This is a genomic window from Xaviernesmea rhizosphaerae, from assembly GCF_001938945.1.
GTDB classification, from domain to species: domain Bacteria; phylum Pseudomonadota; class Alphaproteobacteria; order Rhizobiales; family Rhizobiaceae; genus Xaviernesmea; species Xaviernesmea rhizosphaerae.
On the sequence record NZ_MKIO01000026.1, the window covers coordinates 53405 to 66140 of the forward strand.

General features: G+C 58.5%; 12 protein-coding genes and 1 pseudogene. 3 read left to right on the top strand and 10 right to left on the bottom strand.

Translation table 11 applies throughout. The features are described from left to right. Positions 1-42: 42 nt before the first annotated feature. The 6 genes from BJF92_RS09600 to BJF92_RS09625 form a co-directional block, all read right to left on the bottom strand. On the bottom strand, positions 43-1491 hold the full coding sequence (locus BJF92_RS09600) for an amidase (protein WP_075634535.1): 1449 nt from the start codon (positions 1489-1491) through the stop codon (positions 43-45). 139 nt (positions 1492-1630) lie between these two features. After that, positions 1631-2446 (bottom strand): ABC transporter permease, encoded by an 816-nt coding sequence (locus BJF92_RS09605; RefSeq protein WP_075634536.1) that lies wholly within the window; start codon positions 2444-2446, stop codon positions 1631-1633. Further along, positions 2443-3618: an ABC transporter permease gene (locus tag BJF92_RS09610; RefSeq protein WP_075634537.1), complete on the bottom strand. Its 1176-nt coding sequence runs from the start codon at positions 3616-3618 to the stop codon at positions 2443-2445. The genes BJF92_RS09605 and BJF92_RS09610 overlap by 4 nt, the downstream gene beginning before the upstream one ends. Then, positions 3615-4688, bottom strand: coding sequence for an ABC transporter substrate-binding protein (locus BJF92_RS09615; protein WP_075634538.1), 1074 nt, complete (start codon positions 4686-4688; stop codon positions 3615-3617). The genes BJF92_RS09610 and BJF92_RS09615 overlap by 4 nt, the downstream gene beginning before the upstream one ends. Before the next feature lie 15 nt (positions 4689-4703). Then, entirely contained in the window at positions 4704-5837 is a 1134-nt protein-coding gene (locus tag BJF92_RS09620) for an ABC transporter ATP-binding protein (RefSeq protein WP_075634552.1), read from the bottom strand. Beyond that, complete coding sequence (locus tag BJF92_RS09625; RefSeq protein WP_245294711.1) at positions 5837-6547, bottom strand: GntR family transcriptional regulator; 711 nt, start codon at positions 6545-6547, stop codon at positions 5837-5839. The genes BJF92_RS09620 and BJF92_RS09625 overlap by 1 nt, the downstream gene beginning before the upstream one ends. A 283-nt stretch (positions 6548-6830) precedes the next feature. Here BJF92_RS09625 and BJF92_RS09630 point away from each other — a divergent pair, with 283 nt between their 5' ends. Continuing rightward, positions 6831-7697, top strand: a complete 867-nt coding sequence (locus tag BJF92_RS09630; protein ID WP_075634539.1) for a class I SAM-dependent methyltransferase — start codon at positions 6831-6833, stop codon at positions 7695-7697. A gap of 19 nt (positions 7698-7716) precedes the next feature. On the opposite strand, the gene BJF92_RS09635 is transcribed toward BJF92_RS09630, so the two are convergent. Next, positions 7717-7938, bottom strand: a complete 222-nt coding sequence (locus BJF92_RS09635; RefSeq protein ID WP_075634540.1) for a helix-turn-helix domain-containing protein — start codon at positions 7936-7938, stop codon at positions 7717-7719. Positions 7939-8397: 459 nt separating this feature from the next. Between BJF92_RS09635 and BJF92_RS09640 the strand changes: the two genes are divergently transcribed. Further along, positions 8398-8835: a helix-turn-helix domain-containing protein gene (locus tag BJF92_RS09640; RefSeq protein ID WP_075634541.1), complete on the top strand. Its 438-nt coding sequence runs from the start codon at positions 8398-8400 to the stop codon at positions 8833-8835. 586 nt (positions 8836-9421) lie between these two features. Here the strand turns inward: BJF92_RS09640 and BJF92_RS25745 are convergent. Continuing rightward, positions 9422-9589, bottom strand: coding sequence for a hypothetical protein (locus BJF92_RS25745; protein WP_198931539.1), 168 nt, complete (start codon positions 9587-9589; stop codon positions 9422-9424). Between the two features lie 179 nt (positions 9590-9768). On the opposite strand from BJF92_RS25745, the gene BJF92_RS09645 reads away from it, so the two are divergent. Next, a complete protein-coding gene (locus tag BJF92_RS09645) occupies positions 9769-10407 on the top strand; it encodes a hypothetical protein (RefSeq protein WP_075634542.1) in 639 nt (212 codons plus the stop codon). 285 nt (positions 10408-10692) lie between these two features. Here BJF92_RS09645 and BJF92_RS09650 read toward each other — a convergent pair whose 3' ends face one another. Both BJF92_RS09650 and BJF92_RS26045 read right to left on the bottom strand, forming a co-directional pair. Further along, positions 10693-11844, bottom strand: a complete 1152-nt coding sequence (locus BJF92_RS09650; RefSeq protein ID WP_075634543.1) for a M24 family metallopeptidase — start codon at positions 11842-11844, stop codon at positions 10693-10695. A gap of 246 nt (positions 11845-12090) precedes the next feature. After that, positions 12091-12736 (bottom strand): annotated as a pseudogene (locus BJF92_RS26045) (IS630 family transposase); the annotation flags it as partial.

Below are 12736 nucleotides of genomic sequence, written 5' to 3' on the forward strand. Positions count from 1 at the left end.
TAAGCCCAATCAAGCCTGGTCAATGTGTGAGGAAAACACCGCTTACCATCCGGCTTCTTGAACCGTCTCAATTGCGTTGCCGATCTCAAGCAGTTTGGCGTCCTGATAGGGCTTGCCAACGAGCTGGATGCCCATCGGCAGCCCGCTTGAGTGCCGGCCGCATGGAAGCGTAATCGCCGGGTTTCCGGTTAGATTGAAGATGCAGGTCAGGCGGGTAAGAGCATTGCCGACCAGTTCCTCGCCGGTTTCGTTCTCCACCGCCTTCTGACCCAGCCAAGGCGCGACGATCGGTGTCGTAGGGGTGATAAGAACGTCAACATGGCGCATTTTCGCAGCGAACTCCCGTCTTTTGAGCTCCATCAGCCGTAGGGATTGCACGTAATGTTCGGCCAGAATGAACTGACCTTGCATCAAGCCGCGCCGGATGTCGTCTCCATAAAGGTGCGCTTCGGCGCCCATGCGAGGTCCATGCCATGACGAAGCTTCCGCGAGCTGAATGGCCAGTGACGCCGAACGTACATCGCCCATATCGGGTGTATCCAGCTCAACGAGAACGGCGCCGAGCCGCTGGCATTGCGTCATAACCGCTTCGGTCGCTGCGCGGATTTCCGGATCCAGCCCCTCGAAGAAGTGCCGACGCATGACCCCGATTTTCAGGCCCAGCAATATAGCTTCACGCCTTCTGAGAAGCCTTTCCTCGAGAGGCGAAACCGGATAGCCCTGATCCGTATCGACCCAGGCTGCAAGAACTTCAAGAATTGGCGCGGCATCAACACAGCTGCGCGTGATGATGCCGATATGATCGAGGGTCCAGCAAAACGGGATCATTCCCTCTGTCTTTATCAGTTCGTAGGTTGGTTTGAAGCCGACGAGGCCGCAGAGCGCGGCTGGAACCCGGATTGATCCGCCGGTATCCGAGCCAATCGAGAAAGCGGCCGAACCGGTAGCGACGCTGACTGCCGATCCGCTGCTCGATCCGCCTGCAATCCGACTCCCATCATACGGGTTGGGTGGCGTGCCGTAGGTCTCGTTGACGCCGGTAATACCATAGCAGAATTCGTGCAGGTTGGTTTTGCCAACCAGGATTGCGCCCGCTTTCCGAAGCATGGCGACCACTGTCGCGTCTTGATCGGGCACGTGAGCTGCGAGAGACCGTGAGCCTCCTGTGGTCAGAATGCCTTTGGTCTTGAACACGTCCTTGCAGGAATAGGGGACACCTGCAAGCGGCAGGTTGCGGGTCGTGCTCTCATCTGCGGGTATGCTGTCCGCTTCCTTTTCTAGGATCGTAATGTAGGCCCTTGTCGTGTCGTTAAGGTCGCGCGCCCGAGCGCGACACCGGCCGATGGTTTTCGCTGTCGCCGTGCTGGAGGTGGCACGAAGTGCGCGGATGGAGGCAAACTCGCTCTTAGTCATCGAGTCCGCTCGGAATACAGAAACGGGGCGGGGGCGGAATGTCGCCGAGGTCACGATGCCCGAGCTTTCGTAACGCATCGAAATGCTCCGCTGCTCCGGTAACGGCTCCACTTCCATCCGATGAGCCGACGGTATCGAGATAGCGAAGCGACCATGGAAAACTGGCGAGACCGGCAACGATGTCTGCCAGGTAATCGCAATGCAGACCCTTAGTCATTCATGCTTTCCTTTGTTGAAACAGGAGGCGTTCGACAATTTTGGCCAGGGCGACGACGCCCGACATTGTGAGAACGAGAAGGCTGGCCACGACCAGAACGGCGGGGCTGAGTTGGTCACGGACCCCTGACCACATCTGCAGGGGAATCGTGCGCTGGTCGTATCCCGCGAGGAACAATGTCACGACGGCCTCATCGAAGGATGTCGCGAAAGCAAAGAGCGCGCCGGCGAGAATGCCCTGTGACATCAGGGGGAGCGTCACGCGAATGAAGGCGCGGATCGGACATGCCCCGAGTGTCGCGGCGGCCTGAAGGAGTCGCGCATCGAAGGCCTTCAGAGTGCTGCTCACCGTGACGACGACGAAGGGCGATGCGAGCACGATATGCGCGAGCACAATCCCGACCAGCGATTGTGTAAGCCCGAGCTCAGCGAAGAAAAGATAGGTGCCGGTCGCAACGATGATCACTGGGATGATCAGAGGGGAGCTTATGACCAACGCAACAGCAGTGCGCTGACGCCCCGAAAGACGCCGCAGACCCATTGCTGCGCAGGTGCCTAAGACCGTCGCGGCAGGGGTGACGATTGCCGCGATGGTCACACTGTTGCGAAGAGCCATCCGCCACTGCGCGCTCTCCGCGACTTCCCTGTACCAGCGCAAAGACCATCCTTGGGGATCAAGCAGGATCATCTTACGGGTAAACGAAAAATATGGCTCGGGATTGAAGGAGAGGGGAATGATGACGAAAATCGGGAGGAGAAGAAAGACTGCAACCAGGACAGCGATGAGGCCGAAAACGCGATCGGGGTGGCTTCTCATGGCGTAATCCTCCCTTGTCCTGCGAAGCGCGACAGAAGGAGACACATCGCGGCGACAAGGGCCAGGAGAATGGTACCAAGCGCTGCCGCCAAACCCCAGTTGAGGCTGCTCTGGATGTGGAAAGCGATCTGATTGCTGATGAGCTGTCCGGTTCTGCCGCCTACCAGTGCTGGGGTCACGTAGTAGCCAAGTGAGAGAATGAAGACGAGCGATGCACCCGCGGCCACGCCCGGCATGGTCATCGGCAGGTAGATCCGCTGAAACACACGGATAGGGCTGCCGCCGAGACTCGCAGCTGCCTTTACGTACTGGCCAGGGATGCCGCGCATGACCGCCTGAAGTGGCAGCACAAAGAACGGCAGAAGGACATAAACCATGGTGATGATCGTCCCGGAGAAATTATAGATCAGGGCAAAGCGATGGCGGTCTGCGATAATGCCCGCTGACACCAGCAGTTCGTTGATCACGCCCTGCCTCTGCAACAGGACAATCCAGGCGGTCGTTCTAACCAGAAGCGATGTCCAGAAAGGCAATAGGACGACGAAGAGCAGGACTGTTCGACGTTTCCCTTTTGCGGCGGCGAGGATATGGGCGAAGGGATAACCGAGCACAACGCAGATGCAGGTGACAATCGCGGCGACCAGGATCGTTCGCCCCAGAAGGCGAAGATAGATCCGTCGCCCTTCGTCCTGCCGATTGATGCTCCCATCAGGCATCCGATCGAGGTCTAGGGCATTGAGAAGATGGTCGGGCGTGATGACCTCTGTGGCCTGCTTCAAGACTTGCCAACTGACAGGGTCGCTCCATCGTGAATCGATGTCTTCCAATTTCGTGCCCTCGTCGCGAAGCCGGATGGCGGATCGTTCGATGAGGTCGCGAAAGCCATGTCGCTTGCGGTTCATGCGAAACGAAAGCTCGGCCACACGACCGCTTCTGTCGAGCGTGCGAAGATCATCGGCTAAGGCCGCCAAGCTGGCGGCGGGCGGCAGCTTCCCTTCATCGGACCATAGGGCGAGGGATCTGGTCGTCGCCGGAAGAAGATCGGCGACTTCCGCGTCGTAAATGCCTTTCCAAAGCATGGTAGCGATCGGGACCACGAAGAGCACGGCTATGAATGACAGCAGCGGGACAACGAGCATCCAGCCTGATCGAAGGTGTGCAGTCTGTTTCATTGCGCAAGCCAAGCCGCGTAGCGTTCGTTTACGGCATCGCCGTGCTCCATCCACCATTTGGCGTCGAAGGCCAGGGCATTCCGGAGATTTGCCTTCGCAGTCGGAAGACGGGCGGCGATAACAGGGTCAATCAGCGCCTCTGCCGAGCGGCGTACGGGACCATAAGCAATTAACCTGGCTTGGGCTGCCAGCGCCTCGGTCCCCGTCGCAAAGCGTACGAACCGATTGGCGGCGTCTTTGTCATGGGTGCCGCGGACGATGGCATAATAGTCGGCGTTCCAGATCTGTCGGTCCCAGAGAATGCGCAACGGCTTCCCATCGTCAGAGATGGCTCTCTGAATCCGACCATTGTAAGCGCTGGACATGGCAACTTCGCCATCGACCAGCAACTGGATCATCTGCGCTCCCGTCTCCCAGAACACGGACTCCTCCTTGATCGTGTCGAGCTTGCGAAAAGCACGATCAAGGCCTTGCGGTGTCGAAAGCGCTTGATAGACAGCCGCGGGCTCGATTCCGTCGGCCATCAACGCCCATTCCAAGAGCGCGTTGGGGCGCTTGGGCAGGCCGCGTTTGCCGGGGAAGGACTTGAGATCGAAGAAGTCCTCGACCGTCTGTGGCTTGCGACTGTCCGTGAAGGCTTCGTCATTTATGGCGATGACGTTTGACCAGACCACGGATCCAACGCCACAGGGATGGACGGAACCGGGCAAAAAGTCCTCTCGAGCCGCTGTTCCATCGGCTCCGGCAGGAAGCTCGCCGATGTCGATGCGCTCGAACAATCCGTCGGCACAGCCGCGTTCGAGATCTTGCATCTCGACATCGATGACGTCCCAGCTGACACTGCCCGAGCGAACCTGTGCGACCAGTTCCGCAAGTCCGCCATTATAGTCGACGGACTTGATCTCGACGCCTGACTGGCGTGTGAACGGCTCATACTGGGCCTTTTGCTGGCTGGCCGTATATTGACCACCATAGGAAACGATCGTCAGGGCATCCGCAGCTTGGACGGATGAAAGGCAAGCAGACAGGATCGCAACACTTGTTGCGCAAAGGAAACGGGACGCTGACATAAGCTGATCCTTGAGTCAGGTGTTGGCGGAATGTTGATGGGCAGTATTGGGAAAAGCGCGGGCATCTTCGGTCCGCCACCCCAGCAGGATCGGTTCCCCGATGCGAGGAACTGGCCGCTGACCATCGTTAGCCTGCCGGGAGATGAGTTCCGTCGTGCTTCCAGTGATCTCAGCCCGGATGCGGATGCTGTCGCCGTGATAGGTGACCCCGGTGACGACGGCATCAATGCTGTTCGCCAGCTCCTGTTGACATGCCAGGAAATGCAGGCGTTCAGGGCGCACCATCACGCAGCAGTCCGCCCCTTTTGTCTCGATGCCGATGGGCACCGCCGATACGAAGCGGTCGCCGGGGATGACGAATCGGGCAAAAGGGCACAGGTCGACGGCCTTGGCCGGAATGCGGTTGTTCTCGCCGATGAAGGTCGCCACGAAGGCGCTTGCGGGTGCTTCGTACAACTCTCGTGGCGGCGCAATCTGGGAGATCCGACCGCTGTCGAAGACCGCGACACGATCGGACAGGGCGATGGCCTCGCTTTGGTCGTGCGTGACGTAAATCACAGTCGGCCGCAGATCCCGATGCAGACGGGCGATTTCCTCCTGCATCTGCTCACGAAGCTGTTTGTCGAGCGCACCGAGCGGTTCGTCCATGAGGACGAGTTCCGGTCTAAAGATGAGCGCGCGCGCCACAGCGATCCGCTGCTGCTGGCCGCCCGACAATTGCGCGGGACGTCGGCTCTCAACCCCTGCCAGGCGCACGAGCTCGAGAGCCCAGGCCACGCGCCTTGCGATCTCGACCTGGTCATAGCCGCGCACTTGGAGCGGAAAGGCGAGGTTCTGCCCGACCGTCATGTGCGGAAACAGGGCGTAATGCTGGAACACCATCCCGATATTGCGCTTGTGCGGTGGCAGGCGGGATACGTCGCTGTCCCCGAAGCGGATTTCGCCTGAAGAGGGCAGTTCAAATCCCGCCAACATCATCAAGAGGCTCGTCTTGCCGGAGCCGGATGGACCGAGGATCGTCAGGAATTCCCCTGCTGCGACAGAGAGGTCGATTCCTTTCACGACCGCTGTCTTGCCGTCGTAGGACTTCACGATGCTTCTCAGGGTTACGGGCTTTGACGCGCTGTTTTCGGTGCTTGGTTGCGACATCATGCGGTCGCCTCGGCGATTGTCAGGGCGCCACCCATCATGAAGCTCATGATCCGCGAGAGCGTTCGGGCAATGTGGTTACGGCGGATCAAGCCAACGGCACGGATGTCGTTCGCCCGCAGCGACACAATGATGTCCTGAACCTCCTCGAGCTGTGCTCTGGCCTCCATGGACCAGTCGAGATCAGGCAGGATCATGTAGTAGGAGCGGACTGTCTTGAAATAGAGGCTGTCTGTAACAAGCCGGTACTCGGAGTTGCCCGAAAGGCTCAGGAGCGCCTCTTGAAGGCGGTGGCTTGCCGCACAGAGAGCGGCATTGTCGGGCTCACAGGCCAGAGCCTGGCACTGCTGCAGCAACGCGTCCAATGTGGCCAGCACTGGAGCGAAGTCACTGACTGGATTCATGTCGCCCAGAAGTTCCGACAACCTGATGCGCAACGCGAATGCATCGCGCAGGGCCTTCAGATCGACCGTGGTCACGATGGAGCCGACATTCGGCTTGGTTTCAACCAGACCGTCAGCCTCAAGCATCTGCAAGACACGCCGGATGGGCGTGCGGCTCACCCCGTACTGGCGCGCGAGTTCCGTTTCGCTGAGCGCTGTTCCCGGCGGATAGTCCAGGAGGCAGATCCGGTCGCGCAAGGTCCGGTGTATGCTGCTGAATTTTACGCGCGGCGTTTCCCATTCATCATTCATGGAGATGACAGACACATGCGTTCCCTTTGTGATTTTCAAGCAAATTACATATTAAAATATGTATTGTCAACTCCGACATACGCTCCGCTTAAGCCTGTATACCGGCAGCACTTTTCCATTCCAGGGACGGATCTGCGCAATCTACGCGCGAATGTATTTTGCAATGCAAAAGAATGGAGGACACACTTGGCGGACAATGGCCGCCATTGCTCTCTGACGAGATCGGCAGCAGGTAGCGGCCACATCCAAATCCGAGAACAACTCAACTCGACCTCAACAGCGGCCGTGGAGAAAACCCATGTCTTCAGAAAGGCAACTGGCGTCCGACCTGGGGGGAATCAAACATGATTTTGCCCCTACCTATGACCAGGCATGGCCGCATGATTATCTGCAGGCACATCTGGGGCTGGACTACGTCATCCCGCAGAATGCAAAGCCGACCTTCGAGCGCCTTATCGCCGCCTGCATGAAGGCGAAGCGGAAAGACAGTCTCAAGATCGTCGATGTCGGTTGTTCCTATGGGATCAATGCCGCCCTGCTCAAATGCGCCATGACGCTGGACGAGCTTTATGCCGCGGCATCGCGATCCGGCACGCTTCGGCGCCGAAACATCGCCTCGCATCGCAGCTTCTTCGCAGAGCGCCTTCGCCGTCATGACCTGATCATCGTCGGGATTGATCCGGCGGTCCGTGCTGCGGGCTATGCAAGGGAAACAGGACTTGTCGATGCCGTCATCACCGCCGATCTGGAGCAATGCGCATTGAATGAGCGCGAGGTCGACCTGTTAGCCGACGTGGACCTGATCATCAGCACGGGCTGCGTCGGATACGTGACTGAGCGAAGCTTCGATCGTCTTTACGGCGCCGTTGCGCAATTCAGGCCCTGGGTCGCCTGTTTCGTCATGCATCCTTTTTCCTACGACAACATCGGAAACACGTTGTCTCGCTATCGTCTGGCGACGCGCGAGATCAAGAGCTGGTGCCAACGCCAGCGCCGCTTTTCGACGCTCAAGGAGAAGCGCGCAATCCTCGCAACGATGAAATCCTCAGGTGTGGACGACCGGCTCGAGCGGACGACGGGTTATGTCTATGCTTCGTTTCACCTGTCTATGCCCGAGGAGATGATGCCGAAAGAACTCGATGTCTGGGGCATCCAGTTTGCGTGATTGCAGGTCGGGTCGCGTTTCAGGATTGGCCGACCGCCGGTTTAATCAGATCCGTCGGCGTAACCCCTAAAGCCTGCGCCAGCTCGAACAGGGTGACAACAGTGGGGTTTCTTTTGCCCCGTTCCAGATCGCTCAGATATTGCTGACTTAGCCCAGACAGGTCTGCAACCTGTTCCTGGGTAAGACCCTTTTCCCGCCTCAAGCGTCCAAAGTTGTCGCCAACGATCCTGCGCATATCCATGCCTTATTGGATGGCAGTTTAGAGGCTCTTGTGTTATCGACTATAGTGTGTATTTTGCGGTTAAGTTTGTCACCAACCGCTAGCCGCCCGCCCAACCTCATAGCCGCGATCAGGAACAACACGACACTGTCAGCGGCGCAGGCAGGCCCGTCCGCCTTTTGCCGTCGCAGCTCTGCCGGGTCGATCAGGCGCTCACTCCTCCAATTCATGCCAGGGTTGTCGTCCTTGACCCAATAGGAAGTGCGCCCTGTCGCCGTTGTGGGCCATGTGTTCTGGGCGGATTGTAGACAGTGGCCATATTCATCGATCGGCAATCGCCATTCCAGCCAAATCTGGACTTGCTGGTGCAACGCAAGCGCTAACCTGTTCGAATGACTGGATTTCTTTTGCCTCTCGCGGCGGTCAGATGACTTGAAGAAATCGCGCCATTGCGCAGCTTTTCGAACCGCAGGGGACAATATGGACAGCAAGAGAAATCGAGCGACATCGAGGGGCACTGGTCTCGTTGACATTCATGTGGGCGAACGCATTCGCATACGGCGTCTTGCGTTGCGCGTCAGCCAGGGCGATCTGGGCGCCGAAGTGGGCGTCACGTTCCAGCAGATTCAGAAATACGAACTTGGCACCAACCGGGTGAGCGCGAGCCGCCTTCAGAAACTGGCTGAGGTGCTTGGTGTTTCCGTCTCCTACTTCTTCGAGGATTTACCTGGGCAGGGGGAACAGGCGGCTGAAAATTGGAAGGCGGAGGAGAGGCATCGGATACTGCCAACCCTCGAGGGTATCCGTTTCAACCAAGCCTTCCTGCAGATTCAAAGCACCGAGGTTCGGCGCAGGATTATGGCGCTTATGAAGGCCCTTGCCACCGAAGATGAGCAGGATGATCGGCCTCTCCAGTGAGCGTTACATAGGGCCAAGAACATCATTCGCGCGCGGCATGGCGGTAGCGCCAATCGCGCTGATATCTTCCATGACCAGTGGCTTCTTCACCTTGTCCCCATGTCGCTCGATGAAGCTGGTACAGAACGCGCATGGGGACATGCGAAGCTTCTGCATGGGCATCGGGATGACTTAACCGCGAACTCTCTATCAAGCGCATCGATCGACGCTTCAAAATGTCAGGTCTGTCGTCATCGTTTCCATTTCTAGGGAGAAAGGCATGCCTGCAGCGACCGTAACATCGAAGGGCAGATGAGTGTCCCGCAACAGATTCTGTCACGACATAAGCCTCACCAGAGGGATCAGGTTGGGTTCACCCGCATGGACGAAGGCCTTACGCCTTCGTGCTTGCCGTGGGCTCGATCAAGACCTCGAAAGGCACCAATCCACCCTGATCGACCTGTCGGCCTCAAGAGTATGCAGGACGCGATTGCCGCGTGAAAACAGCAAATAATCGGCATCGATACCATCATTCTGGTTCGCTATCTGGCCGGCGACGCTGGAATGGATCTCCTTGGCATTTAGAGGACAGACTCGTGACGACCTGTCAGCTGCTCTTATCGCGTTCGACCTCCCTGCGGGCCAGCTCGTTCTCGACCGCCTCGCGGATGAAGGCTGCGATCCGATAGTTGCCGACCAGCGCGACAATCCGCTCCTTCGTTTCCTGCGAAAGGCGGATTTTTGTTTCTTTGACATTGAGCGGTGGTCGTCCCATGAGCTGGGATTAATCGGCCCTGTTTACTTTGTCAAAAAAGAAAAGGCTTTCCTTTAACCGTCCCCGATTATTGACCGAATAAGCGGGGACGGTTACTTCTATATCTGCAAGACGGCTGGGCAGCGTCCTCGAACACGCCACCCAGCCTGACCACAACCCAGCTTCAGGGAGCTCGGATCATGGCTGATTCCGACAGTAGCAGAACTTTGCCTTCCGTCACCCGCAGGACGCTGCTGCAAATGGCGACGACCACACTTGCGGCCCGTGTAACCGCAATGCAACCGGCCCGAGACAGGGAGGATGCTTCAGCCTGCAAACAGGATCCCGCGTTGGTCCTCTGGCGCGACTGGCAGGCAGCCAACCGTAAGGCCCGCGCGCTCGGGCGGTGGCAGGCGCGGCTTGAAAGCCGGCTTGTCGATGCCGTCGGCTTTCCGCAGATCGAGTTGAGCCTTGGCGGACGCACCAAGCCGATGATCGTCTCCACAAAGACCGAGATCGAACACTGGCTTGGGGGCGAACCGGAAAGCGCGATCAGGCGTCAAAGGGCCATATCTGAACTCGCGGCCCGCCAGAAGGCCTGGACGGAAATGGATCAGCGCCTCGAATATAGCCGCGCCCAGAATGCCGAAAGAGAAGCGCTGGAGGACGAAGAGGATCTGCTCGAGACCTTCTGGATGACCCGGGCCCGGACATGTGCGGGAGCAGCGGGAAAGCTGCATGCGATGTTGACGACCGGGGAACCGCGCGAAGGGAGCGAGGAATTTCCCTGGCCTCAAATCCGCATAGTCCTTGAGGATCTCTTACACATCGCGGATTGAGCGGCGCGAGATTATCAACCGTTAGCTCGGCCGTGAATCGCGGCCGAGCCGATTTGGCTTGCAGGACTGGGATAGCCGAACCGCCCTTGATCAGAGCGGGACGCTTTCATCGCAGTCGCTGCGCTCGAAAAAGGCGCCTCGACGCCTCTGTTGGGCATCCAAAGTTGCTCTTGTCGCCACAGCGCCCGCTTCTCCACGCGAACTACGGACGCACACATGATCAAAGTTTGGCGGACCAGCGTGCTATGCTTCTGCCCGGGGGAACGCAATGGCGGGGCGGGGGCATTACCCTAAAACGGTGATCTCGTTGGGATAGGGGGTGAGATAGTCGAAGCCGGTCTCTGTCACGACGATCGAGTCGCCGATGCGCCCGCCAAATGTGCCTGCCAGAGTGATGCCGCCATCGACCGCAAAGGTCATGCCCGCTTGCAGCGGCGTGGTCTCCCCGCGCTTCAGTTCCGGCGCTTCGAGAAGGGACATACCGACCGAGCGGCCCGTCCGATATCCGGGTGCGAAACCCGCTTCCGCGTAGACGACCTCGGCAGCGGCATTCACCTCTTCACACGTGATTCCCGGCCGGATGGACGATAAGGCTGCCTTCTGCGCCGCGATTGCAACCCCCTGCACCCGTGCTTGCTCCGCTGAGACCTCGCCGACGAAAAACTCGCGGTCAAAGCCGAGCTTGTAGCCGCGAAACGACACCATGCCGCAGAAGCAAAGATAGACAGGATCACCCTTCGCCAGCCGTCGCGTCGAAGCGCGCCGGTGCACCATGCAGGTGTCCGTGCCCGATTGCAGGATCTGAACGTTCTGGATGATCGGCGAGACAAAGCGGTCCTCCGGATCGCGCAGCAAGCTGGCGGCCTCTCGCGTGCCGGCGACCATGGCCGCAAGCGTAATCTCGAATTCAGGCGCTCCTTCGTGGATCATCAAGCGGGCACCATCCATCATTGCGATCGCCACCTGTCCGGCCTGTCGCATGGTCAAGATTTCATCCGCTGATTTGATCATCCGCTGGCGGGCGATGATCGGTCCCACATCTGTCATCGCGCGACCGCCGAGAAGCGGCTCGATCGCGTTCCGCACCAGGCTTGGGATCGTGCGCGCCTCGATACCGATCGGGCCCGCCGGCAACTGCGCCAGGATGTCTGCCAGCGGCCCCCTCCATTCTGTTCCGCCATCTGTCCAGGGCCGAATATCGCCGATCCATGTCATACGCGCGCACATGTCCGATTCCATCAGAGGTGTCAGAAGGATCGGCGCAGCTTCGGCGGTCACGATCAAAAGCGTGGGACGGCCAAATTCGATCCCCAGATAGTTCCAATACCCGGCATAATAGGCCACGGTGTCGGGATCAGAGATGATAGCCGCGGCAAGCTGTGTCTCAGCGAGACGGACGTGCAAGGCATTTGTTCTGTCTTTCTGCGTATCGGGCATGAGCAAGCCTTTCGAAATTTCCTTAAGGACTATTGAATACATATTAAATGCGATAAAAATTTGCAACGCTGAATGCAGACACCATACGTACGCCATTGCCAGTCGGAGCGGATCTCACGTACCCTCGTAAACCAGAAAAACGGTTTGGCAGCGAAACGGGAGTGGGTGTTAGGCTAAACGAGCCCTCTGCTTCTGCAATCCCCGTTAGAATTATAGCCTCATCGGCGTAATACCAACTCTCATTGATCAGAACCCATGGGTCCATTGGCGTCGGCCGATGGACATGATGTTCCATGGCCGCTGCTGGAGTTTTCGCCAGGCGTAGCCGCAAGGGTCAACGATCTCCTCGTATGACTTGAAGACACGGTTTGAGAGCCAGTTGTCCCGCATGAACAGCCAGATGTTTTCGACCGGGTTCAGCTCGGGTGACTTGGGCGGCAGTGGCAGGATGGTAATGTTTTCAGGAACGATGAGGTTGTTGGACATGTGCCATCCGGCCTGATCCATGATGAGGATAGCGTGGCCATCGTCCGCGACGTTGCGGGATATCTCGATCAGGTGCTGGTTCATGGCATGGTATCGCTACCCAAGGCATGACGAGGGCTGCGGCCTTGCCGTGCCTGGGGCAGATCGCGCCGAAGATATAGGCCGAGCGTGTCCGCTGGTCATGGGGGGCGGATGGCCTCGATCCCCGCTTGGCCCAGCGGCGGGTGATCTTGTTCTTTTGCCCGACACGGGCTTCATCCTGATACCAGATTTCGATCACTTTGCCCTTGGAGGAACCGGCGGCGATCTCTGCCACTGCGGCGGGAAAGTTTTTTTAAATGCCTCAGCCGCCTCGGCATCCTGGGCATGATGCCTGGGGCGAGCCGAGAGTTTGCGGTAGCCCATT

Coding starts and splice junctions, on each gene's coding strand:
- BJF92_RS09600 (WP_075634535.1), bottom strand. CDS start 1,491: ATGCGTTACGAAAGCTCGGGCATCGTGACCTCGGCGACATTCCGCCCC.
- BJF92_RS09605 (WP_075634536.1), bottom strand. CDS start 2,446: ATGAGAAGCCACCCCGATCGCGTTTTCGGCCTCATCGCTGTCCTGGTT.
- BJF92_RS09610 (WP_075634537.1), bottom strand. CDS start 3,618: ATGAAACAGACTGCACACCTTCGATCAGGCTGGATGCTCGTTGTCCCG.
- BJF92_RS09615 (WP_075634538.1), bottom strand. CDS start 4,688: ATGTCAGCGTCCCGTTTCCTTTGCGCAACAAGTGTTGCGATCCTGTCT.
- BJF92_RS09620 (WP_075634552.1), bottom strand. CDS start 5,837: ATGTCGCAACCAAGCACCGAAAACAGCGCGTCAAAGCCCGTAACCCTG.
- BJF92_RS09630 (WP_075634539.1), top strand. CDS start 6,831: ATGTCTTCAGAAAGGCAACTGGCGTCCGACCTGGGGGGAATCAAACAT.
- BJF92_RS09635 (WP_075634540.1), bottom strand. CDS start 7,938: ATGGATATGCGCAGGATCGTTGGCGACAACTTTGGACGCTTGAGGCGG.
- BJF92_RS09640 (WP_075634541.1), top strand. CDS start 8,398: ATGGACAGCAAGAGAAATCGAGCGACATCGAGGGGCACTGGTCTCGTT.
- BJF92_RS25745 (WP_198931539.1), bottom strand. CDS start 9,589: ATGGGACGACCACCGCTCAATGTCAAAGAAACAAAAATCCGCCTTTCG.
- BJF92_RS09645 (WP_075634542.1), top strand. CDS start 9,769: ATGGCTGATTCCGACAGTAGCAGAACTTTGCCTTCCGTCACCCGCAGG.
- BJF92_RS09650 (WP_075634543.1), bottom strand. CDS start 11,844: ATGCCCGATACGCAGAAAGACAGAACAAATGCCTTGCACGTCCGTCTC.